The sequence below is a fragment of the Limosilactobacillus difficilis genome (genome assembly GCF_947387495.1).
GTDB classification, from domain to species: Bacteria; Bacillota; Bacilli; order Lactobacillales; family Lactobacillaceae; genus Limosilactobacillus; species Limosilactobacillus difficilis.
In genome coordinates, this window is the sequence record NZ_CANDNU010000003.1 from 15073 (window position 1) to 38926 (window position 23854).

Genomic DNA, 23854 nt, shown 5'->3' on the forward strand with positions numbered 1-23854 from the left:
AAGCTCTAAAACGTTGAAAAGTAACAACGCTTTAGAGCTTGTAATAAAAGGAGAGTACAGGCGGCACTCCCCTTGATATGACGCTGTTTTTCACACCTTTGTGTGTCAAATGTGTGCCAAGCTCATAGCACACTTAAAGCTGAAATGATTTGCTTATCTGTTTGGTCCTTGTACTCGTCAATCAGATAAGCATACGTGTTAGCTGTAGTTTTAATATTGCTGTGGCCAAGACGCTTCGAAATAGCATAGATGTCAATGCCATTAGCTAAGAGCAAAGCAACATGACTGTGCCTTAAGCTATGAAAGTGAAAGTTACGTTTATGAATATTTAATTCATTCAACAATTTACGCAGGGTTTTATTTACAGCGTTGCTAGTCGGTATTGTACCATACTGGTTCGTGAAAACCATCGTAGAAGCTCTGTTAGAGCGTAGCTGAGAAAGCAATGCCAGCAATTCAGGATTGACCCGGATAGTACGTACTGAAGACGGGTTTTTAGTTGCTTTAAATTGCCGAATATGAAAATTCCAAGATTTATTAATTGAAATGGTTTGCTGCTGAAAATCAATATCCTTCCACGTCAGTGCTTGAATTTCAGATAGACGCATTCCTGTGTAGATTGCGGTGATAATCATGTAACGGCTGGTAAAATGGGGTGTTAAGTGAGTATTGGCAGCATGTAAAAGGGCCTTAATCTCTTTAATGTTGAGGTATTGCACCTTAACAACTAAGTTCTTATTACCACCAAGAGCAACACCCTGAGTAAAATCTTTTGTTAGGTAGTCATCAAGAATAGCTGACTGCACACAAGAACGAATGAATCCATTGATCTTTTGTACACTGGTTGGCGCATGGTCCTTACCATAACCATTGATAAACTCCTGATACTGCATTCTGGTAATATTTTTGATGCCAGTATTGCCAAAGTAATCACGAAGGTCCTTGCCCAAAGTTAGATATGTTTGCATGGTTACTTCAGCGACTTTGTCTTGCTTATAAGTATTAATCCAATGCTCATAATAATCAGCAAGGCTAACAGCCCTATCAATTTTCAGGCCAATGTTAAGTTGTTCTTCATTAGTGATAGCCCACTTTTTAGCCAGGGCTTTGGTTTTAAAGCCTGATTTTGACTTAGTGTGCCGCTTGCCAAAACTATCACGCCACTGAATTCGTGCTTGCCAGCCACGGCCACGCTTTAAAAATTGTGCCATTGTGATTCCCTCCAATATGCTATACTTGAAGGGTTGATATGCTCGCCAAAGTTATCAACCCATAGTCCGTTCTCTGTGTCAGCAGGGGACGGATTTTTTATTTTTGTAAGTTCAAAGTAATGTCATATGTATAGGAATCATCATAATTATCCTGGCCATTAGCATCAAACTTAAATCGCAAATTTTTGATATCTGTTGCTTTGGACAAATTTTTAACAGGAATATAGACATTCCCAGACTTTACAGCCCCTTTGTTAATATCACCATCCCAGCTTTCTCCCATAGCCTCTTCCTGGTCATTATTAAAGTTAGCCGTACCTTGTTGAGGATAGATAGAAATATCAGAATTTGCTTTAATCTTCATATGGATCTTAATAAACCCGTTGATATTGTACTTGCCATTATTAGCCGTATCTAATTTATAAGGCTTGCTCAATTTGTAAACGGTAATCTTATTAATTGAAACCTTTGCAGCGTTCCAATCACTATTAGAGTAATTAACGTTGTAATCTTTGCTGTCTTTGACATTGTAGTCGTCATAATCAACAGTGATTGATGATGGAGTAGAAGCGGTAGTGGCAGAACCAGCTTTCTTACCTTTACTACTGTGTCCACCAGATAAAGCGCCAATAATAAAAAGAACAACAATAATTGCTAATACCCAAATCCACCAACGTTTGTACCAAGGCTTTACTTCTACATAAGTATCGCCATTTTGGTCAGTAATCTTTTTCGCCATTTTAAATCCTACTTTCTTGCAAAAATCATAATGGCATCAACGATATAAATGATTCCGCCAATTATACCAAATACGCCACAACAGAATAAAATGTACAGCCCACACAACAGCACTAGAGTACCAATCAGTTTGCGATGCTTGTTAATGGCAAATAGCAAACAAAAAGCAACTATTGCTAAGACAATGCCAAGCGCCATCTTGCCAGTATATGCGCCACCTCCACCGAAAGCATCAGCTACAGCAGCTAAGCCGAAAGAACTAGCGATCATAATGATAGAAACTACACCGGCGATACCGCCAATAATCAGTTCTGGCTTACGGCTTCGTGTAGATGCGGCCAAATTATCTACTTTTTTGTAAACCTTGCCATCTTCTCCAACAATCTTTTTAGCCATTTAAAATAACCTCCTAAAAATCAGCTTTTAACGTCATCAGGATTTGGACAAATTCAGAGCAACAATATAATCAAGCCTTGACGGCACTCCAAACACTTCACAGAATTTTACGGCATTGCTGATGTGGATATCTTCATGATCACAGTACTGCTGGATTAGCTGAATGCCAAAGACATTAGCTCGATACTCAGCTTTGTCGTGGATGATAGCTGAGCAGTAGTACCTAATACCGAGGTCACCATCCATCACGTGACCAATCTCATGAGCAATCGCAAATGGCATCTCTTGCGGATTACCATAATGTTTATTAATAAGAATCATTCTGTGTTTAGCACTGGCAGTGTGTGGAATAGATGATGGCAATTCATCAGTCAGCACATAACCAATGCCATGATCGAAAGCATAATTAAGAAGCCAATTAATTAGATTTTCCATCCATCAACCTCCTAATCATTTGCTTTTCTAAATCCGTTAATGGTTTACCTTGATAGGTGAATAACACATCATCATCGGAAAGATCAGCTTTAATTTGTTTGCTAGGCTTATTTTCAAAGAAATAATCAATTGAAACATTAAATAAGTCAGCAACTTGTTTTAAGGAGGAAAGACGAGGTTCATCTTTTCCGCTTTCCCACCTTGACAGCCTGCCCTTGCTGAAACCTGCTTTTGAATTATTTGCATTCAATTTATTAGCCATCTGTTCTAGAGTAAGATGATTTTCTTTTCGTAATTTTTTTATTTTCTCTCCAAGTGACATTTCAATCATATCCTCTCAACATCTATATATTATCAGTAATGTTTCATTTTAGCAACATTTGTTTAAAAAAATAGTCAAAAGTTATTGACATCGAAACATAGACGTGTAAAATGATACATGTAATCGAGTTGCGATTACGAAACTAAACAAGGAGGTGCCATATGGTAAAGGATAAAGCAGAACCTTATTACGGATTAATGGTTGAAATGAAGAAGAATGGCAAAACTCAATCCGAACTCGCCAGTTTGATCCATGTTTCCCGATCAACCTTTAATCAGAAGCTGAACCGAATTGATGGCAAAGATTTCTATTATTCTGAGGCTAAGTTAATCGCTGATAATTTACATATCCAAGTCAGCGATTTTTCTTAAGATTAAAAGTTTCGAAAACAATAACTAAAAAGAGGGCAAACAAATGCAACCACAATTATTTAATTTTCGCGGGCATCAAGTTCGCACATTGACCATCGATAGTGAACCATATTTTGTTGCCACTGACATTACCAGCATTCTCGGGCTTACCAACACAACGGTTGCTTTGAGCCGATTAGATGATGATGAACGGTCTAAGTTCAACTTAGGGCGTCAAGGTGAAACCAATGTGGTTAATGAATATGGGCTTTATGAATTAATTATTGCAAGCCGTAAACCAGAAGCCCATGAATTTAAACGCTGGATTACTCACGAAGTTTTACCGACGATTCGTAAGCATGGTGCCTACATGACTGATCAGAAAGCATTTGATATTACTCATAATGCGCAAGGATTAGCAGACTTGCTTCAACAAGCTGCCGATCAATTAAAACAGAAAGACATTCAAATCGAACAAATGAAGCCTAAGGCATTGTTTGCTGACGCAGTTTCAACCGCCAAAACCAATATCCTAATTGGAGAGATGGCCAAGATTATAAAAGCTAATGGAGTTGATTACATCGTTGTTGATGGTCAAAAAGTAACGATGGGACAAAATCATTTCTTCCAATGGCTACGTGAAAATGGTTACCTGATCAAACGTCGCGGCACTGACTACAATGCACCAACACAAATGGCAATGGATAAGGGATTGTTCAAAGTTAAGGAAAGCACCTCAATTGATAGCAACGGTACTACCCGAGTTAATAAAACTACGAAAGTTACAGGAAAAGGTCAGCAATACTTCACTAATTACTTTCTTGCGGCTTAGTTTTCCATCCACAGAAAGGAGGTCAACCATGAGCGAAGAAAAGCTTAAACAAGAACTTGATAAGGCGAAAAAAGAAGCACTTTTCTGGAAAGATTTATCCCAGAAAAATGCTGAGTTGGTTAACAAATTGCTTAATCATCAGAATTGACAAATTCTTCGGCTTGCTTAGCACGCATTGTATAAATTGAAAATGCAGCCAATGCCTCGATGAACTTTTTTAAGTCTTCTACGCCATATTCAGGATGTTTTTGAAGCACGTGGGATTGGTCGTTCCCAAGCCATGTAGAAGCTTTTGCAAGATTTACCAATCTAGCGTCGGGTAACTTATTAACGGCATCTCCAAGATGCATTTTTGATATTTGCTTCTCGCTTTTAGAAAGATTTCCAAACTTAATCAAAAAGTCTTTTACAAGATATTCAACTGCTTTTCGATAACCTTCGCCATAAAGTTCTGTCATTTTAAGTCGTTCGGCCTTAATTGCCTGATTATAAGTTGTGACAAAACGTTCTGAAATAGCACGAAGCTCGTCTTGGTTCATAAGTGATTGATTATCACCCGGGAACTGAACGGTTTTATGTTCCGTATGCAAAACAGAGAAAACAGCTTGACATTGATAACGAGGACATTTAAAAACCCACAACTGACCGTTTGTTCCGAATTCTTTGTATACAGGTTTTAATTCAATATCATGCAAACAGACAGGACATTGTTGTGGGAAATACTTTGGAGCATTGATGGGATAGTGAGCATCGGGATTATTCATATTTAGAAACTCCTTTGTTTTTTATGTTTATTTTACATCAGAAAGGAAGTGATATTAAATGAGCGCACTACTAGAGCTAATCCGTGAAGCGCCGCCTGAGGATAGAAAGGCAGCAGCTGAAATGCTGAAACCATATTTAATTAGCAAACCAGCTGAGCCTGAAGAAAAATGGGTTCCGCTTGAGGAGCTGAGACAATTTATTCCTGGTCACAAGGCTAAAGCATGGATCCAGCTTTTTATCCTGGACGCTTATCCGGAGACAAGAAAGTGGTCAACAGCTCCGTTTCCAGGCAAAGGTAGATCGATTAAAGTCAATCTTCCAGTCGCTAAGAAGTGGATTCAAGATCATATATCAGAAATCGACTGGAATCAACCGCAACCATAAAGAGGAAAAGCATGATATACATTGGCGTGATCGTAGCGGTTCTGCTACTGGCAAGCCTAGTCACCACGATGGGGCTGGCAGAACGAGTAAAGGAATTAAAAAGAAGGGAACACAATGAGTGAAATCGCACTAGTGATTGTAGAAGCCATTGGCGTAGGCATTACTGTCCATGCTTATGACACCGAAAACATCGAGATGTTTCTCGGCGGCGTAGTTTTCTCACTTCTGTTCCTTATATGGACGATGGCAGGTGTGGCAGAAGAAAAAGCCACCCGGAGGTGACTTAATGGAAATTTATTTAGGAATCATTGGATGCGTTGACCCTTTAATAGCATTGCTTATGTGTGCTATTGAGGACGACGTATGGACTTTGAATAAATGTCATAAAGAGATTTTCCAATTGGTTCTAGGCCTAACTCTTCTGCTAAGCATTCTGATTCCTTTAATACTGACAATACAAAGTCGTTAAACCGATTATATGACTTTTGCTGTTCATTATTGAATTTGATTTCCGTTCCTTCTAGATCCTTATTATTCAACTTTTTAATTAATTCGTTGGCTGGAGCTTGTAATTGATCTACAGAATCAGTGCTCAAACGGTAAAACTCTTCAGTGGATTTTGGATCTAAATATTCAAGATTTTTAACGATTAAGTTGTAAAGGTTTTTATATGAACCATTTACAACCATGAAAAAGAACAAATAGGCTGAAGGACGGTTTTCATAGAAAAACTTGATGAATGGAATATAGAAATCATTGTAACGTTTCAGTTTCTGCGAGCGTTTAAATTTTCTATCTTCATCCTTACGGCCTAACCAATTGGAAATAAATATGGCGCTAAAAGACACGCAAATCGATAAAAGTTGTAGATAAACCAATATTTTCACCACCTTTATATTAGACTACTTAGATTTTATCAGAAAGGAAGTGATCACATGAACCAAGATGAACTTGATCGCCGCAATGACGAAGCCTTAGCGCACTTAGAAGATGAGTGGCTGGAGCCGGACGAGGATGAAGGCTATCGCGGTACTGGATTAAGTAAAGACGAGTGGGAAGCAAACAAAGCCGATTTAGAGGAGGACTCAGATTTATGAAAATTAGTACAAAAAAAGCGCCAGCTGCTGCAACAACTGACGAACAAAACAAAATTCTCGATTGGTTCAATTGTACCACATTCGATGAATTAAAGATGTCGCACTTAATGGTCATGAATGCCATCGCTCATACACAAGTAGATCAAATACAAGCTTTGAAGCGACTTTATGACTATCGCTGGTTAATGGAAAAAGCAATTCATACCTATAGAAAGCTGGGGACGCAATGACAGATAACGATTGGATGGTTGACTTTGCTTCAACCGTAAATGAAAAGTCTGACGTGCTCATCAAAGAGGCTTACGGACAGTGCCAGACCTATGGCCAAGCGATTCGGTATGTCAAAAAGCTTTCAGCACAAAGCTATGGAAGCATGCGTAATGCCGAAGACAAGGCGGCCAAGCACCTTAATTCGGCTGTCTGCGATTTAGCGTTAAGTAGGATTTACGACGAGATGCGGGAACTGAAAATTGATGCTTAAGCTAAGAGATTACCAAGTTAAAACCATCAAACAGGTCCAGCAATCGATGCTGCATGGCCACCATCGTATTGTGGTTCAACAGCCACCACGAACCGGCAAGACGGTAATCATGGCAGAGATTGCTAGGCGAGCAACAGCCAAAGGTAATCAAGTAATGTTTGTTATTCATCGCCACGAAGTCTTAGATCAAGCTATTAAGGCATTCAAACAACAAGATGTTGATATGAGTTTGGCCACTATGGGGATGGTTCAATCGCTGACTAGGCGAGTTAATAAATTACCACCGCCAGCATTGATATTCATAGACGAAGGCCATCATGCCTTAGCTAGAAGCTATCGCCGAATTATTGATGCTTTTCCACGTGCCTACATACTGTACTTTACAGCCACACCAATACGAACTGGGCATAATCAACTAGATCAAATCAGTGATGACATTGTTGTTGGTCAATCAATTCAATGGCTAACAAAAAATGGCTTCTTAGCGCCTTTTAAATATTACGCTCTTAGTGATATTGACCGCTCAAAGCTACGTAAGGCACATGGTGATTACAGTACAAACAGTATGGATCAAGCTATTAGCCATCAGATTTATGGCAATATTGTTCGACAATATCAACGTTTGGCAAGTGGTAAACAAGCAGTAGTTTATTGCCACTCAGTTGAAAGTGCCAAACAAGTTGTCGAGCAATTTCGTAAAGCTCACATCACGGCTGAAGAAGTTGACGGTAGTACACCAGCCAAACAACGTGATGTAATCGTTCAGCATTTTCGTAATCAACAGTTGACCATTTTAGCCAACGTCAATCTTTTTACGGAAGGTGTTGACTTGCCAAATGTTGACTGCGTGATTATGGCTCGGCCAACTTCGTCGCTATCACTTTATCTCCAGTTTTCGATGAGATGCCTTAATCCACGAAAAGATAAAACTGCCATCATCATTGACCACGTTGACAATTATTTAACCCACGGTTTGCCTGATGATGATCATGATTGGCGTAAAGCCGCGACAACTAGAGATAAGCGTAAGAAAACTGGCACTGACAACGGCCCAGCAATATATCAGTGCAAATACTGCTTCGGTGTTTTTTATCGGAAAGATATGCACGGCAATCGGTGTCCATTGTGTGGCCACGAGCTACGGTCTACTGTGCAAGACTACAAGATTGTTAATGTCGATTTACAGGAAATTCAACACAGGAAATCTATTGCTCACAAAATCATGACCAGCAATGTGATGGCTAACGTAGCTGGTAAATCACCAGGGCAATTAAAATCCCTGGCTGAATTGCAAGCTTATGCAAAACTGCATGGCTTCAAACCAGGCTGGGCCTATTATCAATGGAAAAACAGGAGGAAAAGATGAAAGTTACATTACCAGCAGATAAACCAGTAAAACCAGTACTAGCTCCGCATAACTATTTTATCTACGGAGCGCCAATGTCAGGAAAAAGCTATTTCGCTAGTTTCTTCCCACATCCACTCTCACTAAACACTGATGGCAATAGTGAACAAGGAACTGCGCCAAGCATCCAGATTCGGAACCTACGCAATTCGGACGGCAGTTTAAAGCAATCATGTATTGATCAACTAGATGGCATTCTAACAGCGCTACAGGACGAGAATAATTCGTTTCAGACCATCATTATTGATGTCATCGATGATATCTGCGTCATGATTGAGCAAGCAATTTGTATTGAAAACAATGTACGTAGTCTTAGCGACATGGGATATGGAAAAGGCTTTTCTATTTTCAACACGACATTACAGCAATTTGTGATGGACTTAAAGTCTCTACCGCTCAATGTAATTTATATCAGCCGTGAAAATGAGATTAACGATGATAACAGTGGTATTCCGGAGTTAGTGCCATCGTTAAAAACTAAGTATTACAACATCGTAAATGGTAACTGTGATCTGGTGATTCATACACAGAAGTTTGGCAAAGACCACTATACGCGGACCGTTACTGATCGGCGAGCTAAGTATAAACCAGCAGATATTAAGAACGAACGTGTTCGTCAATTATTGGAATCGTGCAAGGGAATGTTTTAGGAGGAATAAATAATGAGTTTATTAAAAGCATACAAGAACGCAACCAATGGCTGGGACGCTAAGAAAGATAATATCAACACTGGATATGAAGATATCCCAGCAGGTGATTACACTGCCATCATGAATAAAGCTGAACATTTCGTATCTAAAAAGTCAGGTTTTGAAGCTCTTACTTTCGATATGCAAGTAATTGAAGGTGACTACGCTGGCCGCCACGAACGAGTCTTCGTTAACTTAGCAGATACTAAGAAAGATGGTTCAAAAATGCCCGATTTTGTAGTTGACCGAGCAATTAAAACTGTGGCTAAGGTAGCAGCTCTATCTAACGTAAATCTGGAAGATAGCGACTTTGATGGCAATACCACTGATGTCATTGAGAAAATTGTTGAAAAATTCCGTGGAAATGAAGGTGCCACTGTAAAAATGCACATCAGTGAACGGCCAAACAAGAAGGACCCAGACAATCCCTACCGTTCATACGACTTTGCTGAGACTCCAGAAAGCACAATTAAAGATGAAGATCTGCCAACTGGTTCAAACAGCAGTGATGACGGCACAGCTAATGATGATGCTTTGCCTTTTTAAAAGTCTGAGGAAAACTTATTTAACAGCACTTAGGAGTGAACCTTTGCCAGGCGGGTTCGACCCAGACATTGACGGAGCAACAGGAGATTAGAAATGCAAAGTCTATTAAAGTATGCAATTCAATATGCTGAGCATGGTTTTAGCGTCGTTCCAACGATCGGCAAGAAACCACTGATTAAATTTGCTGACCAGCCTGCTATGACACCAGACAATCTAAGAAAGTTTTGGAGGGAAAATAAATATTTGCCAATTAATATTGCATTAAAAACCGAGCAGTTTTTTGTGGTTGATGTTGATCGGCATCCGGGTGGGAATGACGGTACTCAAGCGATTAAAGATTTGAACCATCCAGAATGGTTCAAGACACTTTGCCAGAAAACTGCACACAACGGATTCCAATTCTTTTTTAAAAAGCCAGCTGAGCGAATTACGCAAAACATTGGTTTTCTGCCTGGAGTAGACATTAAAGCTCATCCGAATAACTACGTGGTTGTAGCACCGTCATTGATCGATCATAAGCGTTACAAATGGGTTAACCATCAATCAATGATTGAACCACCCGAAGAGCTAATTCAATTGATTGAGAAAAAAGCCGAGCCTGAGGTTAGCCATAAACAGCTAACTCAATATCACCCAAAAGGACACACCAAGACGTCCGAATTGTTTGAACAGATTGTTAAAGGCTTGGGACCAACAGGTGGCCGAAATAATGCATTGGCAGCTTTTGCTGGTGGGCTATTGTTCCGCAATGTAGATCCTAATTGTGTGTTAGAGCTGGCAAGAATTGCAAACAGTAAAACTCCAGATAAATTACCTGATAAAGAAGTCATTACGACCGTTGACAGTATGATCAAAAAGGAACTCAGAAGGGTAGGTGAGAACGACGGATAAAAGCAAAGATATTATTGATTTTGAAAAAAATGCTAACAAACTAAAAAGCCACGTTGATAAGGAAGAACAGCAAAAATTGCACTTCCATTTTGATCGCAATGGCAATGTAAAAGCCAACAGTTTATATAACATTGAGCTGATTTTAGAAAACGATCCTGAGCTTCAAGGGATGTTCAAATTTAATGAATTTACCAATGAAATTGACGTGGTAAAAAGCAGTAAAAAGATGTTAATCAAGCCAGGTCAATTAAAAGACACTTACATTGACGAAATCGCTTCATACATTGAAAGAAACAAAGACGATTACCGCAATGTACTGTTTGATAACAAACATATTCGAAGCGCTTTGAACGTGGTTGCGGCTAGGCATCAATACAATCCAGTTACTGATTATTTTAATGATGCAGTTAAACACTACGACGGCGAATCACATATTGAAAATTTCTTTACTAAATGGCTTGGTGTTGAACCGACACCAGTAACAATGCTGATCGCAAAGATTTGGTTTGTTGGCGGAGTAGCTAAAGCCTATGATCCAACCTGTAAATTCGACTTCGTGTTAGATCTAGTTGGTGGCCAGGGCGCTGGGAAAACAACAATCTTGCAAAAACTAGCACCATGTGGTTATTACACGGATCAATTCTCTACTTTCGATAACAAAGATGATTTTGCTGTAATGCGCAGAAATTTAATTGTTAATGATGATGAAATGACTGCGACTAATAATAGTAGTTTTGAGATTCTTAAAAAGTTTGTTACGTTACAGGTTTTTGAATATCGAAAGCCATATGGCCATCAATCAGAACGTTTTCCAAAGGGCTTTATCATGGCTCGAACAACCAATAATTTGTACTACTTAAAGGATAAAACCGGCGAACGTAGATTCTTGCCATTACTGGTTGATAAGAATAAACAGCAGTTTAACCCGGTTACTGAATTAACGAGCGAGGATGTTAGACAAGTGTGGGGTGAAGCCGTTCAAATGTATCAAAATGACGATTATAGCTTTGACTTAACCGCTGAACAGCAAGCCATGCTTGATGACCACCGTAAGAACTTCATGTACACCGACACACTGGAAGATTCCATTGCCGATGCTTTAGACAACGATTGGAAAAACGTTGATTTCTTATCCAGTGACACCATCGGTCTAAAAGTGGCAGCTGGTGTGAATCTAGCTAAGAATCGAAAACTATCAAACCAAATCTCTAACATTATGATTAATCGGTTTGGATGGCGAAAAGGGCGTAAGAAGATTCATGGAGAAACTAAGCGAGGGTATTTGAGAAGGTGACACATTGAAATAGTGTCACCCGATGTGTCACCGGGTTGAGCCTTACAGCCCCAAGGGTTTACACCGTAAAGGTGACATTACCACTATATATAAAAGTTCTGTTATGTATCTATATATAGCACACACATGAGAAATTTTTTTAAAAATCAAAAATGTGTCACTTTAAGGGTCAATCCCTTGGGAGAGTAAGGAGTGACACATGGTGACACTATATTTTTAGTGTCACCCTTGCTAACTAAAAGTCAGTGAACTGTATCCACCGGACGGGTGAAAGGCCCATTATTAGGAGGTAACAATGACTAAAACATATATTAATTTCAAATCAGGTGACGTTCGCCTGATTGACCTGGAGACCGTCCGTGATCAATACGGGCTGGTCGACTTAATCGACTTATTCTGGCGAAAGTCGAACGTACCAATGCAAGCAACTTACATTAATTCAGATGACACGACGGGACAGATTATTTTCCGTCTATCGGATGTGGAAAGTATTGAGCAAACACGATGACCCCAGAGCATAAAATCCAGTCTGATATTTTGGTTGCCGTTTCAACCCATCATTGCACGATCTTCCGAAGCAACGTGGGTAAGGTTAAGACTACTGATGGGCGCTGGTTCGATACGGGACTACCTAAGGGACACCCGGACTTATATTGCTTTAAATGGTCAAACGGAAAAATTTGTTACATCGAAGTAAAAAACGAAAAAGGCCAATTGAGACAAGACCAGATTCGTTTTCACAAGATGCTAATGAAACATCATATTATTCATTGCTGTGCTCGCAGTGTGGATGATGCTATAAAAACAATTGATAAAGAATTAGTTGGTTATGGTTATCCTGATTGGAAGGAAAAAGAAAAATGAAAGAAATTTGGAAAGATATAGAAGGCTATGAAAACTTATATCAAGTTTCAAACTTAGGACGGGTTAGGGTACTAACCCATGAATCATGGAAGGTTTCAAACCCTATTTAGATATTGACTGGGAAGATGCACTTGAACCAGTGGAGGAAGACGAATGAATAAAGCGCTTGAGAAAGAATTACAGCAAGCACAAGAAAGAATTGAGGCGAAAGCTAAGAAAATGGCAAAAACACCAAAACTACTGGTATACAACGGTGGCGACATGCTAAGTGTGGCTAATCAAGCTAAGCATGCGGAAGAGGATCAACAGCTGCGCCGACTTGGTTATGATGTTTACTCACCACAGGATGATGAAGAAATCAACGACAAACAGAATCAAACTGAGGATAGCAATAACAGCCTAGCTGAGAAAATCTTTGATCATGATACCAAAGGAATGGCTAAGTCAGACATTATTATTTTTGAAGTGTCGAACAACAATGTGGGCACGAATGTTGAACTTGGCCAGTGGGCACAACAAGAACGCATTCAGCCGACTGGGAAACGCTATTATTTCCATTCGTATGATATTCGTCGAACTAACATCCCCGAAGCTGGCGATCGTCGTAGCTGGTCGATTAACCAGTACTTATACGGCGCAATTTTGTCGCTTAATCCTAAAGGGATTCAGAAGTGGGGTGACATCATTGACGAACTGGATCAAGGAACTAAAAATTCAGGACGAGATTAAACGACTAAAGGAAAAATATCCAGAGGCTTGGCGGCCTAATAACGACAGCCGTTTGGAAGATTTCATCCCCAAAAGTGAACTGCAAGTTTTTTATGAACTTCGCCGCAAGACTGATTTTAGTGGCAAAAGTGCCAAAAGAATTCGGCCAATTGCTAAAGGCACAGTTAAGTACTCGCAAATGGTTCGATATATGAAGCAAGGTAAAAACTTAACTGAGATCGGTAAACGCATGCACGTAAGTTATATACGAGTCAAAAGGACGATAGCACAATCAAACGAGTTAACGGAGCTGAACCATCAAAACTGGCTAAAGACACGCAGAGGTTGGGGAGCAAAGAGGTGAATCATGTTAAGACGCAATTACTATAAAAATAAACGTGGTCATGATTTGTTTTGGGAAATGGAAAATCGTCATTTCCCTTATGAACAGTGTATTGGCTTTTGTAGGATTAATATTATCAAGTATCAGCGAAGAGCAGGCCATAAACCCGGAGTTCCTAAAGAGTTAGATAATGCTAAAGCTGATACTTATCTGGCTGAAATGCGCAAACTGAAGAAATTGCGCGAGGAATATGCTGAGGCAGGAGTTGAGTGGCCGTGACATTAGGAGACTTATTAACAATCTTAATCATCGTGTCGCTATGGATAGTATTGGCATTAATCGTACCGCATGCAGCAGTAATTATTAGTTTAATTATGTCTGCACTATGCGGGGTAATCATTGTAAGGAGCGTGGATAAATGATTTTACACGGGCTAGACATCGATACGAAAGCAACTGCGGATAATGTACGGCGTTTTCTTACTAATGATTTACAGCGCTACTTGCAAATCGCTGGCACTAACCGTATCGATTTAAAAAGCCCGCAGATTACAGGAATGCCGAAAGGATCACCAGTAGGCAATACGAATGAACAACATTATGTTGAAGTTGCTTATGCTGAGTCGGTAGTGTGCTGTGTAAGCAGAGCAATCAGCAATTGCCGTGCTTTTTCCAATGCAATCTTAACTAAGAAGTATATTGATGGTTTGCCGGATTGGAAGATTGCCGTTGAGCTTCAGTATAGCTTTAGCCGTTATAAAGACTTAAAGCGAATTGCACTATGTGAGTTTGCTGATCGCTACTTATATCAGACAACACATAATCACCTCGACGTAAACGATCTACATGTTTATAAATAAAAATCGGCCTTTTGTCGGCCTTTTATCGGCCCTCGATCGGCCCAAAATGAACATATACTAGTATCGTGGAATTAATGAAAAGCATTACGACCTGGGCATGTCATTAAACTGCTTATTAATCGTCGCAGTTAATAATAGCCCTTTAAAATCAAATTGACATTGCATTCACTATTCATTCATCAATTTACTTCCTACAATAGGTTTATTGTCCGAGAACTGCGGCGGTCGTTATGGAGACCTAGAGGGACACAAGCATTGTGCTGGCAGGTGCAATTCCTGCCGCTTCCATATTGAGACTGTGCAAATTATACAGAAAGAAGGTTAGACCCCAATCAATTTTCTTCTGAATAAAGCACAGCCTTTTTTGCTAATAAAAGAATCTCTCTGTTAACTTGACTTGTACCTATATAAGGTGTATTATAATAAGTGAAGGGAGGGATAAAGATGCATGGAATTTTGAGTGATATAAAAGATGCCGCTGCAACAATTTTTTCAATCGTTTCCTCAATCGCATTAATCTGGGATATGATTGATAGACATCGTCACAACGGCAAATAACTATTAAGAATGAGGGGCCAAATGACCCCTTATTCGTGTATCATTCTACCATGTATCAATTTATCATGACAAAGTATGATATAATTTCCTGTTTCATGATTGTTTTAATTTGGCTTGCATGTTTTACTAAGAACGATGTATTCAGCATTGCAACAACGTTAGTTGTTACTCTCTACATATTAGGAGGACTCCATCGTGGCAAAAATAAGTGAGGCACGACGCAAAGCTAATAAAAAGTGGAACGACAACAACAAAGACAAGCAAAGGCTTTATCAGTACCGATCAAACGCTAAGCATTTCATTTTAGAAATGGCTAGTGAAAAAGACCTGGATAATTTTGCAAATTATATTGATCAGCGACGAACTGAGTTGAGTAAGCATTAAGACGATAGCAATGGCTACCGTCTTTTTTTATTGGAGTGACAAAAATGGATAAAGCAACTTTATTAGCAAAATTAAATCAGATAAGCGATGATGTTGTGGCGGAATACAAAGACACAATTCTAGTCATTCGTGTGTGGGGCTTTGAACCGATGTTTGTAGATTTTGATAGCCAAATATATAACGCGGACTGCTTGCCACCGCTGCCACCAAAAGGAGAATGGTATAGTGGAGCGAGATCTGATGTATGGCATAAAGTAATGAATATATTGAAAGAGTATTGGTCAGCTTAACGCTGGCTTTTTATTTTGGAGAACAATATGAAATGGACTAAGAACTGGGGCACGGTTAGCAGCAGTGCTGAACTGTACATGCTCAATCATGCTGAGCATACCCGTAAACGAAAGGTGAAGAAAAAGCCGACAGGTCAACGCTTGCCGGCTTTTAAAGTACACAAAAATAAATAAAAAAAGCCTCAACTAATCACGCAAAAGTATTGATATAAATACGCAAACGTGATATTATAATAGTCGAGGAGGTGATAAGGATATGGCAAAGCATAAAAAGAAAAAGCTTGAGCTAGAGGAAGAACGATTGAAAAATCGAACTTCGCTCTACGCAATGATTACAGCGTTAGCCTTCCCGATAGGCGTTCTGCTAAATATCATTGATTGGTTGCTCAAGCATTTTCTTAAATAACTAACAACGAGGGTTGAGCCGATAGCGACTCCCCTTATTGCCATATCCAATTATATCATGACTAGAAAAGAGAAGAAGCGTTATACCATAGCAAAATGGGCTATCGTTGCTGGATTCGTACTGTTGGCAATTGATGGGGTGCTTCACTTATGTCTAAAGTAAACCTTGATAGCCCAGACATCATGGACGCTAAGGAAGCGTCTACGATATGGGGACATAGCGAGAGTTATGTCCGCATATTTTACAAGCAGAATCCGGATAAGTTTCCGGCAGGGTCGATTAGGAAATTTGGAACGACCTGGGTTGTGACCACCGAGGGCATGGAGGCCATCACGGGGGTTAAGGACCCTAGAAAACAGGATAAGTAATTAAGGCGATAGCATTGGCTACCGTCTTTTTTATTCAGGAGGATGCAATCAAGTATAAGGATAGCCTTGCGCGGCTAGTAGTTGAAATGTTTGGATATGAATCAAAAGAAAAAAGCCGACAAGCGTTGACCTGTCGGCTTTTAAATTACGTAAAAATAAATGAGATTCTTTCAATATTCTGTTGTTATCTACACGTTAATAATGTATAATATAAATGTAGTCAAGTAAGGGACGCCTGAAAGACTACAGCGTTCCGGAAGTGATTCCCTGAATCCGGAAAGGGGATGATACTGATGGAAATAACAGTACTCCGGAAAGAGAGGCTGCCATGTTATCGCACTGACGATTTGGTTATTGTCGGTAGCCGCGATTAACTTCGCTAAGGCTTATGCGATAATAAAAAAAGCTAATCGCAAATAGCGGTTAGCGGGTTAGCTTTATTTCCGGAACGCAAAGGGACGAGAGCTGGGACCTCTTGTCCTTTTGCATATTCAGTATACCATATTAACGTGAGAAGGTCGACATTATGGTTAGTGAAGCTCAATTAAAGGCTAATAAGAAGTGGAACGATAAAAACAAGGATAAGCAACGTGTTTACCGTTACCGTTCTTATGCTCGCAAGTATGTGCGTGATATAGCGACACAAGACGATTTGTTAGAACTACGCAAGATGATTGATGAGAGGTTAAGTTAAGGCGATGGTTTTTTACCACCGCTTTTTTTATTGGTGCAATTTCTACAGATTTCGCATCGATAATTTAATGCTTGCACTGATTGATAGGGAGTGAATGACATGAAGTGGTTAATGATTGTTTTAACTGCATTGTTTGCCGCCGCTAAGTTAGCCCACATGGTTGCATGGTCATGGTGGTTGGTACTGTTACCAGTGTGGATATATCTAGGATTGGTAGTACTGATCTATATCATTGTGTTTGTAGTAGAGGTATTGAACTCATGAGGTATCGACGCTGCCGGTATCCTGGTTGCCATGCAATGGTTGCTTATCCTGATCATTACTGTACTAAGCACCATGTACATGAAGCAGAGTACTTAGCGAATAGGCAACGCTGGGCACGGTCACATAGTAAAGACTATGAGCATAGATATAACACAGTGACTAGGTATCGTAACGATACTAAGTCAAAGCAGTATCAGTTCTATCACACACAGCAATGGCAAGCATTAAGACAGCAAGCATTAGATCGTGATCATTATGTTTGTCAGTACTGTGGCAAACCAAACAGCAACACAGTCGACCACGTCGTGCCGATCGAGTATGACGATGCATTGATGACATCGTTAAGCAACCTCGCGACTACCTGCCGACAGTGTCACCATCTCAAAACCCAGTGGGAGCAAAAATATTACGGAACCGGTAAAAATAGCACTCCTAAAAAAGTGGCTGAAATACAAGACATTCCGACCATCGCTAAAATTTTAAAAATAAAATAATTTTTGAAACATCCCCCGCCCTGGTGCCCATCCAGGAAGAGCGCACACATTGCAGTCGTCTTGCATGCAAGCGGTGTTTTTAAAAATTTTGGGCGTCCGGGGCTGACTACAGATGTAAACAATACGAAAGGAGACCAAAAACATGGCAAAAAGTGCCTATTTTAAGCAAAATAACGGGCAATTGCCTAGTAAACCGCCTGAATATTTAGGCAAATTAGCTCAGCAAACTTGGCGCAAGATTGTGCCTTATCTCGAGTCAACTAGCCGAGTACAGCGAATCGATGCTTCGCTGGTCGAGCAATATTGTACTGAGTACGAACTGTACCGAATTGCTTATGCTGACATTTCAAAGAATGGCATTCAGGATAAGTTGTTCCGGTCAGTGCAAAATTCCGCTGGTGAAATCATTGGCAAGGACTTTGTAGGTGTACGAAAGAATCCAGCTGTGACAACTATGAATGATGCTCTAAAGCAGTTAAAAGCAATTGGCTCTCAACTAGGGCTATCACCGAAAGCACGGCAGGACTTAATGAAGATTGCTAGTTCCAAGAAAGGCAAGTCTGTTGCTGATCAGCTTAAAGATATTGGCTTGGTTTAGTCGGGAGGTGTAATGAGTGCAAGGAATCGATTTAACTCAGACTCATGATGTGGAGGGTGCTTATCACACCTTAAAAGTCAATGATCTTCGCAAGAAATATACGGACCCCGCAACTAAGTACGCCTTTGATGTGCTTGATGGTAAATACATCACAGGATACTTAATGAAACTAGCGGCTTTACGTCATATTCGTGACTTACAACGCGCTGAAAACACCGATTTTTCATTTCATTACGATTTAAATGAAGTTAATAAAATTCTGAAGTTTGCTGGTATTGCTCCTAATGTTGATACTGGGAAGCCAACTCAACTGATGCCCTGGCAACAGTTCATTTTCGGAATGTTGTTTGGCTGGCGTGACGAATTAAACACGAAGCGCTTCACACGGGTTGTGCTTTCTGTTGCTCGTGGGCAAGGAAAAACTTATTTAATGGCTATCTACATGACTTATTCGTTTCTGATTGAGTCGATGGGCCTATCTAACCAAGACTTCCTGGTAACTGCTGAGAACTATGATCAAACCGGTAAGCTATATGGTTATATTAAAAACATGCTTAGAAAGATCATTGATGATCAGCCGGTATTTGCCAAACTGGCTAAAGAAGACGATCTGATTATTCATGACCACACTGGCATTGTGATGAACAAATTTAATAACAATCTCCGACCCCTGTCTTTTAATGCCGGAAAGTATGACTCGTATCACTTTACGACAGCGGTTTTTGATGAAGTGGGGAACATTAACAGCCGTGAAGGAACGAAAAAGATTGTTTCCGGACAAGTTAAGGTGCCGAATCACCAGTACATCGAGATTTCGACTTCTTATCCTGACCCTTCGGTGCCTTTCCATGATGAGCAGAAAACTATTCAACAGGTCATGGAGCAGGACTTTAGCCGAGAAGCTGATCGGACACTTGGTTTAATTTGGGCACAGGACAGTCTGGATGAAACTTTTAAGCCCGGCACTTGGGTAAAATCGAATCCGCTGCTGGATTTGCCAAGCCAGAAAGATGTCCTGATGGACGGTTTACGTGACAAACGTGATGCTGACATGCTTGCTGGTACTGTCGATGACTTTCAGAACAAGAACCTCAATTTATGGTTGCAGGAAGCCACTAACGCTTATCTGAAGTTGTCCGATATTGAGTCAGCGGTGATTCCTGAGTTTGATATTCGCGGCCGTGACGTATATATCGGGTTTGACTACTCGATGTTCAGTGATAATACGGCAATCGCCTTCGTTTATCCGTATCAAGACGAGAATGGTGAACAAAAATGGCATATCGAACAGCATAGTTTTATTCCTTGGAATAAGGCAGGGTCAATTCAAGCTAAAGAAAAACAGGATGGTATTGAGTATCGTGAACTTGTTAAGAAAGGCTATTGCACGATTACAAGCCACCCACAGGGGTTAATCAATGATGACCAGGTGTACAACTGGTTGCTAACTTATGTTGAAGAGAATCGGCTCCATGTCATTTTCTTTGGCTATGATGCCTGGGGTGCTACCAATGCGATCAAACAGATGGATTTGAACACTGACTTTCCGTTGGAGGCTATTCGTCAACGGACCTCTGAGCTAAAAGACCCAACTAAGTTCTTGCAAAAGATCTTTGTAGAAGGCAATGTGACTCGCTTAGATGACAAGATTATGGAAAAGGCTTTGATTAATGCCGAATTATACGAAGATAAGATTGGCATTCAGGTTGATAAAGCCAAAGCCACGTTAAAGATTGACGTAGTCGATGCAATTATTGATGCTCTTTATCAAGGCATGTATCACTTCGAGGACTTTGGAATTGCTAACGATAAGAGTCAACAGGTTGATCGGATGACAGCTGAGCAGGTAAAGAAGTGGTTTGAAAGCAAGGATAGTGGTTTACTTGATTAGCAAATTTTTTAAGAGTATATGGCAGTATTTTGATATCATATGTTTTCTTGCCGCTATTGCTTTTGCGGTATGGGGATGCTTTTTACTGAGCTTTGTTGCTGGCATTTTTGCCATTGCGGCAGGCTTGCTTTTACTGGGCTGGTTATCTGAAAAAATAGCGTCCAGCCTTTAATAAGAAAGGAGGTGAATGCTATTGCCGATTTTGAATGTAAGAAAATCATCTAGCCAGGGAATGGCAATCAACGATGATAGTGATGTGTTGCATTTCCTGACTAACGAGGGTGACGATCGCTATGTTGACGCACGAGCTGCTCTTAAAAACTCTGACGTTTATTCAATCGTTTTTCAGTTAAGCTCCGATCTGGCTAATGGTACATTAAAAGCCGATGCGCCACGCGCCCAGGGAATTTTAAATAACCCTACGCAAACTAGCAATGGGCATGCGTTTTGGCAATCAATGTTTGCCCAGTTACTGTTAGGTGGTGAATGCTTTGCATACCGTTGGCGTAATGAAAACGGAACAGATATGTCATGGGAGTACCTGAGACCCGATCAGGTTACTCCTTTTTTGTTAGAAGACGGTTCGGGTTTAATTTATAACGTCACTTTTGATGAACCCGGTACTGGTGTTGAAGCTATTCCACAGTCGAATATGATTCATATCCGCTTGCTTAGTAAAAACGGTGGGAAAACTGGTGTTAGTCCACTCTCTGCTTTAGCCAACGAACTTCAAATCAAGAATCAATCTAACAAGCTGACTCTTTCAGCATTGGCTCGGTCGATTATGTCGCCTGGAGTGCTGACCGTAAAACATGGTGGTTTGCTGAGTGATGCTGATAAAGCGGCACGTTCGCGCAAGTTCATGAAGCAAACGAATGAGTCAAACAGCGGACCAATTGTTTTAGATGACTTGGAAGAGTACACACCGTTGGAAATCAAAAACAATGTGGCACAGTTACTGGACCAGGTTCAATGGACCAGCCAGCAAATTGCAAAGGTCTATGGTGTTTCTGATTCAATTATCAATGGCCAGGGCGATCAGCAGTCGTCTGTACAAATGATGAACAGCGATTACATTAAGTCACTGTCACGATTTGCTAAGGCAATTGTGGGAGAGCTTAATACCAAGCTTAACGCAAATATCACAATGGATTTGCGTGCTGCGGTTGATCCGCTGGGGGATGACTATGCTTCAACGGTGGCTAACTTGCAAAAGTCAGGTGTCTTAGATGCTAACCAAGTCACATGGCTATTACAGCAAAACAATTACTTGCCAGATGACTTGCCTAAGAAAGAACAATCACAAGCACAAGTTCAGCCAGTGCAGGTTGTTTCCGGTAATGATACTTCAGCGGAAGGAGGTGATAATGATGACGAAGAAGATTCCAGTGAAAGGTGACATTGTTGATAACGAAGCGGCATCTTTTTACTCATTTTTTGACATTCCAGCAACGTCTCCGGCTTCAGTAAGTAACGCAATCGATTCTGCTGATGGCGACGATCTGGAAGTTGATATTGCTTCCAATGGTGGTGATGTGTTTGCCGCTTCTGAGATCTACACGAAGCTGAAAGCCTATCAAGGTCAGGTTACGGTTAATATTGAAGGTTTGGCCGCGTCTGCTGCTAGTGTCATTGCGATGGCTGGCAATGTAATTAATATGTCACCGACAGCTCAAATGATGATTCATAAAGCATGGACTTATACCGCTGGTAATTCTGATGATTTGGCTCACGATTCACAAATGATGGATAAAACCGATCAATCAATTGTGAATGCCTATGCTGATAAAACGGGGTTGAAACGTGAGGATATTTTGAAGATGATGCAAGACGAGACTTGGATGACCGCACAAGACGCGGTAGACAAGGGTTTCGCCGATAAGATTATGTTTGTGGATGAGAAAACGCCACAGGTGGTTAACGCCGCCTCGCCTATTGTGCCCAAAGCTGCTGTAAATAAGTTGTTGACATTAATTTCGTCAGCTAAGAAGCAACCAACTGAGAACAAAACAAAGGAAAAGTCAATTCCTAGTCTACGTGACCAGAAATTGGCTATTTTATTAGGCAAAGGAGGAAATGATAATGCCTAAAAATATTAATAAATTGAATGACGCATGGATCGAAGCCGGTCAAAAGGTATCAGATCTGAATGCTAAGATTAATACTGCCGTTCTTGACGACAATTTCGATAAAAAGGAATTTTCTAAGCTCAAGGAAGAACGTGACAGTGCTAAGGCTCAACGTGATGCCATTAAGGACCAACTTGACGAAGCCCGTGCGGCTGAAGTTATCAAGATGGACAACGGTAAGGAAAATCGGAAACCGCTAAATAAGGAAGAAACTAACCTTAAGGATAAGTTCGTCAAGGATATTAAGAATATGGTTCACGGCCGTTTTGATGCGATTTCATCTGATGCAACGGTCGATAATAATGGCGATGGCGGCTTTGGCTTGACGATTCCTCAAGACATTCAGACCGCTATTCACCAGCTGGTTCGTTCTTTTGCGACTCTGCAAAATTACGTCAATGTTGAATCTGTTGGTACGAACCGTGGTTCTCGCGTTTACGAAAACGAAAACACTATCAAGCCAATGGCTAAGATGGACGAAGGTGCTGAAATCCCTGGCGCTGATCCTGCCAAGCTCCACATGATCAAGTACTTAATCAGTGATTACGGTGCTATGTACACCTTGACCAACGACTTGCTGATGGATAGTGCTGAAGCATTGTTGAACTATCTGACTACTCAAATTGCTAAGCAAGACGCAGTTACTCGGAACGTAGCTATTTTGGGTGTTATGAATGCTGCTCCTAAGAAGCCAACGATTTCCAAGTTTGATGATATTAAGGACTTGTCAAACAACACGCTAGATCCAGCAATCGAAACTACCTCCATTTTTATTACTAACCAATCTGGCTACAACATTTTAAGCAAGGCTAAGGACGCAGAAGGACGTTACCTGTTACAACCAGACGTTACTCAGCCAGGGCGTTATCAGATTGATGGTCATCAGGTTGTTCGGATTGCTGATAAGTGGTTACCAGATGTTTCCGGGTCTCACCCGTTGTACTTTGGTGATTTCAAGCAAGCTGTGACTCTGTTTGACCGCCAGGATATGCAGATTTTGGCTACTAATATCGGTGCTGGTGCTTATGAAACGAACACTTACAAGGTACGTGTAATTGATCGGTTCGACGTTCAAGCTACTGATACTGGTGCAATGGCGGTCGGCTCATTCAAGACAGTTGCTAATCAAACCCCAGCCACTACAGAAGTTACCAAGTAAGGCGGTGAA

The 23854-nt window shown here is 40.5% G+C and carries 39 protein-coding genes and 1 pseudogene; 33 read left to right on the plus strand and 7 right to left on the minus strand.

Annotated elements, in window-relative coordinates; translation table 11 throughout:
• Positions 1 to 122 precede the first annotated feature (122 nt).
• The 5 genes from QOR82_RS00895 to QOR82_RS00915 form a co-directional block, all read right to left on the minus strand.
• Entirely contained in the window at positions 123 to 1211 is a 1089-nt protein-coding gene (locus tag QOR82_RS00895) for a tyrosine-type recombinase/integrase (RefSeq protein WP_283582885.1), read from the minus strand.
• Positions 1212 to 1308: 97 nt separating this feature from the next.
• Positions 1309 to 1950, minus strand: coding sequence for a hypothetical protein (locus QOR82_RS00900; RefSeq protein ID WP_283582886.1), 642 nt, complete (start codon positions 1948 to 1950; stop codon positions 1309 to 1311).
• A gap of 8 nt (positions 1951 to 1958) precedes the next feature.
• Positions 1959 to 2345: a hypothetical protein gene (locus tag QOR82_RS00905; RefSeq protein WP_283582887.1), complete on the minus strand. Its 387-nt coding sequence runs from the start codon at positions 2343 to 2345 to the stop codon at positions 1959 to 1961.
• 36 nt (positions 2346 to 2381) lie between these two features.
• Positions 2382 to 2780: an ImmA/IrrE family metallo-endopeptidase gene (locus QOR82_RS00910; RefSeq protein ID WP_283582888.1), complete on the minus strand. Its 399-nt coding sequence runs from the start codon at positions 2778 to 2780 to the stop codon at positions 2382 to 2384.
• Positions 2764 to 3111 (minus strand): helix-turn-helix domain-containing protein, encoded by a 348-nt coding sequence (locus QOR82_RS00915; RefSeq protein WP_283582889.1) that lies wholly within the window; start codon positions 3109 to 3111, stop codon positions 2764 to 2766. Before QOR82_RS00915 ends, QOR82_RS00910 begins: the two co-directional genes overlap by 17 nt.
• 152 nt (positions 3112 to 3263) lie before the next feature.
• Between QOR82_RS00915 and QOR82_RS00920 the strand changes: the two genes are divergently transcribed.
• Positions 3264 to 3473 (plus strand): helix-turn-helix domain-containing protein, encoded by a 210-nt coding sequence (locus QOR82_RS00920; protein WP_283582890.1) that lies wholly within the window; start codon positions 3264 to 3266, stop codon positions 3471 to 3473.
• 43 nt (positions 3474 to 3516) lie between these two features.
• Positions 3517 to 4284, plus strand: coding sequence for a phage antirepressor (locus QOR82_RS00925; RefSeq protein ID WP_283582891.1), 768 nt, complete (start codon positions 3517 to 3519; stop codon positions 4282 to 4284).
• 131 nt (positions 4285 to 4415) lie between these two features.
• On the opposite strand, the gene QOR82_RS00930 is transcribed toward QOR82_RS00925, so the two are convergent.
• The gene (locus QOR82_RS00930) at positions 4416 to 5048 is read right to left on the minus strand and encodes a hypothetical protein (protein WP_283582892.1); all 633 of its coding nucleotides are present in this window, start codon (positions 5046 to 5048) and stop codon (positions 4416 to 4418) included.
• Between the two features lie 58 nt (positions 5049 to 5106).
• Here QOR82_RS00930 and QOR82_RS00935 point away from each other — a divergent pair, with 58 nt between their 5' ends.
• Both QOR82_RS00935 and QOR82_RS00940 read left to right on the plus strand, forming a co-directional pair.
• Positions 5107 to 5433 carry a hypothetical protein gene (locus QOR82_RS00935; protein WP_283582893.1) on the plus strand — a complete coding sequence of 109 codons (327 nt, stop codon included), beginning with the start codon at positions 5107 to 5109 and terminating at the stop codon, positions 5431 to 5433.
• A 114-nt stretch (positions 5434 to 5547) separates the two neighbouring features.
• On the plus strand, positions 5548 to 5715 hold the full coding sequence (locus QOR82_RS00940) for a hypothetical protein (protein WP_283582894.1): 168 nt from the start codon (positions 5548 to 5550) through the stop codon (positions 5713 to 5715).
• A 65-nt stretch (positions 5716 to 5780) separates the two neighbouring features.
• Here QOR82_RS00940 and QOR82_RS00945 read toward each other — a convergent pair whose 3' ends face one another.
• Positions 5781 to 6311, minus strand: coding sequence for a hypothetical protein (locus QOR82_RS00945; RefSeq protein WP_283582895.1), 531 nt, complete (start codon positions 6309 to 6311; stop codon positions 5781 to 5783).
• Between the two features lie 57 nt (positions 6312 to 6368).
• Between QOR82_RS00945 and QOR82_RS00950 the strand changes: the two genes are divergently transcribed.
• The 29 genes and pseudogenes from QOR82_RS00950 (at position 6369) to QOR82_RS01085 (ending at position 23845) form a co-directional block, all read left to right on the plus strand.
• The gene (locus tag QOR82_RS00950) at positions 6369 to 6530 is read left to right on the plus strand and encodes a hypothetical protein (protein ID WP_283582896.1); all 162 of its coding nucleotides are present in this window, start codon (positions 6369 to 6371) and stop codon (positions 6528 to 6530) included.
• The gene (locus QOR82_RS00955) at positions 6527 to 6760 is read left to right on the plus strand and encodes a hypothetical protein (protein ID WP_283582897.1); all 234 of its coding nucleotides are present in this window, start codon (positions 6527 to 6529) and stop codon (positions 6758 to 6760) included. The genes QOR82_RS00950 and QOR82_RS00955 overlap by 4 nt, the downstream gene beginning before the upstream one ends.
• Complete coding sequence (locus tag QOR82_RS00960; protein WP_283582898.1) at positions 6757 to 7011, plus strand: hypothetical protein; 255 nt, start codon at positions 6757 to 6759, stop codon at positions 7009 to 7011. Before QOR82_RS00955 ends, QOR82_RS00960 begins: the two co-directional genes overlap by 4 nt.
• Positions 7004 to 8377, plus strand: a complete 1374-nt coding sequence (locus QOR82_RS00965) for a DEAD/DEAH box helicase (RefSeq protein ID WP_283582899.1) — start codon at positions 7004 to 7006, stop codon at positions 8375 to 8377. Before QOR82_RS00960 ends, QOR82_RS00965 begins: the two co-directional genes overlap by 8 nt.
• On the plus strand, positions 8374 to 9066 hold the full coding sequence (locus QOR82_RS00970; RefSeq protein ID WP_283582900.1) for an AAA family ATPase: 693 nt from the start codon (positions 8374 to 8376) through the stop codon (positions 9064 to 9066). Before QOR82_RS00965 ends, QOR82_RS00970 begins: the two co-directional genes overlap by 4 nt.
• Positions 9067 to 9078: 12 nt before the next feature.
• A complete protein-coding gene (locus QOR82_RS00975) occupies positions 9079 to 9651 on the plus strand; it encodes a DUF669 domain-containing protein (protein ID WP_283582901.1) in 573 nt (190 codons plus the stop codon).
• Positions 9652 to 9744: 93 nt separating this feature from the next.
• Positions 9745 to 10542, plus strand: coding sequence for a bifunctional DNA primase/polymerase (locus tag QOR82_RS00980; RefSeq protein ID WP_283582902.1), 798 nt, complete (start codon positions 9745 to 9747; stop codon positions 10540 to 10542).
• Positions 10526 to 11836, plus strand: a complete 1311-nt coding sequence (locus QOR82_RS00985; RefSeq protein ID WP_283582903.1) for a virulence-associated E family protein — start codon at positions 10526 to 10528, stop codon at positions 11834 to 11836. Before QOR82_RS00980 ends, QOR82_RS00985 begins: the two co-directional genes overlap by 17 nt.
• A 295-nt stretch (positions 11837 to 12131) precedes the next feature.
• A complete protein-coding gene (locus QOR82_RS00990; RefSeq protein WP_283582904.1) occupies positions 12132 to 12344 on the plus strand; it encodes a hypothetical protein in 213 nt (70 codons plus the stop codon).
• Complete coding sequence (locus QOR82_RS00995; protein ID WP_283582905.1) at positions 12341 to 12700, plus strand: VRR-NUC domain-containing protein; 360 nt, start codon at positions 12341 to 12343, stop codon at positions 12698 to 12700. Before QOR82_RS00990 ends, QOR82_RS00995 begins: the two co-directional genes overlap by 4 nt.
• Positions 12697 to 12783 (plus strand): annotated as a pseudogene (locus tag QOR82_RS01000) (NUMOD4 domain-containing protein); the annotation flags it as partial. The gene QOR82_RS00995 and the pseudogene QOR82_RS01000, both read left to right, overlap by 4 nt.
• A 70-nt stretch (positions 12784 to 12853) precedes the next feature.
• Positions 12854 to 13429, plus strand: coding sequence for a nucleoside 2-deoxyribosyltransferase (locus QOR82_RS01005; RefSeq protein WP_283582906.1), 576 nt, complete (start codon positions 12854 to 12856; stop codon positions 13427 to 13429).
• A complete protein-coding gene (locus QOR82_RS01010) occupies positions 13386 to 13772 on the plus strand; it encodes a hypothetical protein (protein WP_283582907.1) in 387 nt (128 codons plus the stop codon). Before QOR82_RS01005 ends, QOR82_RS01010 begins: the two co-directional genes overlap by 44 nt.
• A gap of 3 nt (positions 13773 to 13775) precedes the next feature.
• The gene (locus tag QOR82_RS01015) at positions 13776 to 14030 is read left to right on the plus strand and encodes a DUF3310 domain-containing protein (protein WP_283582908.1); all 255 of its coding nucleotides are present in this window, start codon (positions 13776 to 13778) and stop codon (positions 14028 to 14030) included.
• A 139-nt stretch (positions 14031 to 14169) separates the two neighbouring features.
• A complete protein-coding gene (locus QOR82_RS01020; RefSeq protein WP_283582909.1) occupies positions 14170 to 14610 on the plus strand; it encodes an ArpU family phage packaging/lysis transcriptional regulator in 441 nt (146 codons plus the stop codon).
• Positions 14611 to 15363: 753 nt separating this feature from the next.
• Entirely contained in the window at positions 15364 to 15552 is a 189-nt protein-coding gene (locus QOR82_RS01025) for a hypothetical protein (RefSeq protein WP_283582910.1), read from the plus strand.
• A 44-nt stretch (positions 15553 to 15596) separates the two neighbouring features.
• The gene (locus QOR82_RS01030; RefSeq protein WP_283582911.1) at positions 15597 to 15842 is read left to right on the plus strand and encodes a hypothetical protein; all 246 of its coding nucleotides are present in this window, start codon (positions 15597 to 15599) and stop codon (positions 15840 to 15842) included.
• 27 nt (positions 15843 to 15869) lie between these two features.
• A complete protein-coding gene (locus QOR82_RS01035) occupies positions 15870 to 16016 on the plus strand; it encodes a hypothetical protein (protein WP_283582912.1) in 147 nt (48 codons plus the stop codon).
• Positions 16017 to 16098: 82 nt separating this feature from the next.
• A complete protein-coding gene (locus QOR82_RS01040; protein WP_278930919.1) occupies positions 16099 to 16248 on the plus strand; it encodes a hypothetical protein in 150 nt (49 codons plus the stop codon).
• Between the two features lie 149 nt (positions 16249 to 16397).
• A complete protein-coding gene (locus QOR82_RS01045; RefSeq protein WP_278930918.1) occupies positions 16398 to 16616 on the plus strand; it encodes a helix-turn-helix domain-containing protein in 219 nt (72 codons plus the stop codon).
• A 526-nt stretch (positions 16617 to 17142) separates the two neighbouring features.
• Positions 17143 to 17310, plus strand: coding sequence for a hypothetical protein (locus QOR82_RS01050; RefSeq protein WP_283582913.1), 168 nt, complete (start codon positions 17143 to 17145; stop codon positions 17308 to 17310).
• 156 nt (positions 17311 to 17466) lie between these two features.
• On the plus strand, positions 17467 to 17574 hold the full coding sequence (locus QOR82_RS09465) for a hypothetical protein (RefSeq protein WP_408612898.1): 108 nt from the start codon (positions 17467 to 17469) through the stop codon (positions 17572 to 17574).
• A 35-nt stretch (positions 17575 to 17609) separates the two neighbouring features.
• Positions 17610 to 18068, plus strand: a complete 459-nt coding sequence (locus tag QOR82_RS01055; protein ID WP_283582914.1) for an HNH endonuclease — start codon at positions 17610 to 17612, stop codon at positions 18066 to 18068.
• Between the two features lie 142 nt (positions 18069 to 18210).
• Positions 18211 to 18666, plus strand: a complete 456-nt coding sequence (locus QOR82_RS01060; RefSeq protein WP_283582915.1) for a phage terminase small subunit P27 family — start codon at positions 18211 to 18213, stop codon at positions 18664 to 18666.
• A gap of 16 nt (positions 18667 to 18682) precedes the next feature.
• Positions 18683 to 20557 (plus strand): terminase large subunit, encoded by a 1875-nt coding sequence (locus tag QOR82_RS01065; RefSeq protein WP_283582916.1) that lies wholly within the window; start codon positions 18683 to 18685, stop codon positions 20555 to 20557.
• Positions 20550 to 20729, plus strand: coding sequence for a DUF1056 family protein (locus tag QOR82_RS01070; protein WP_283582917.1), 180 nt, complete (start codon positions 20550 to 20552; stop codon positions 20727 to 20729). The genes QOR82_RS01065 and QOR82_RS01070 overlap by 8 nt, the downstream gene beginning before the upstream one ends.
• A 60-nt stretch (positions 20730 to 20789) precedes the next feature.
• Entirely contained in the window at positions 20790 to 21956 is a 1167-nt protein-coding gene (locus QOR82_RS01075) for a phage portal protein (RefSeq protein WP_408612899.1), read from the plus strand.
• Positions 21928 to 22647, plus strand: a complete 720-nt coding sequence (locus tag QOR82_RS01080; RefSeq protein WP_283582964.1) for a head maturation protease, ClpP-related — start codon at positions 21928 to 21930, stop codon at positions 22645 to 22647. Before QOR82_RS01075 ends, QOR82_RS01080 begins: the two co-directional genes overlap by 29 nt.
• Positions 22634 to 23845 carry a phage major capsid protein gene (locus QOR82_RS01085; RefSeq protein ID WP_456298557.1) on the plus strand — a complete coding sequence of 404 codons (1212 nt, stop codon included), beginning with the start codon at positions 22634 to 22636 and terminating at the stop codon, positions 23843 to 23845. Before QOR82_RS01080 ends, QOR82_RS01085 begins: the two co-directional genes overlap by 14 nt.
• Positions 23846 to 23854 lie beyond the last annotated feature (9 nt).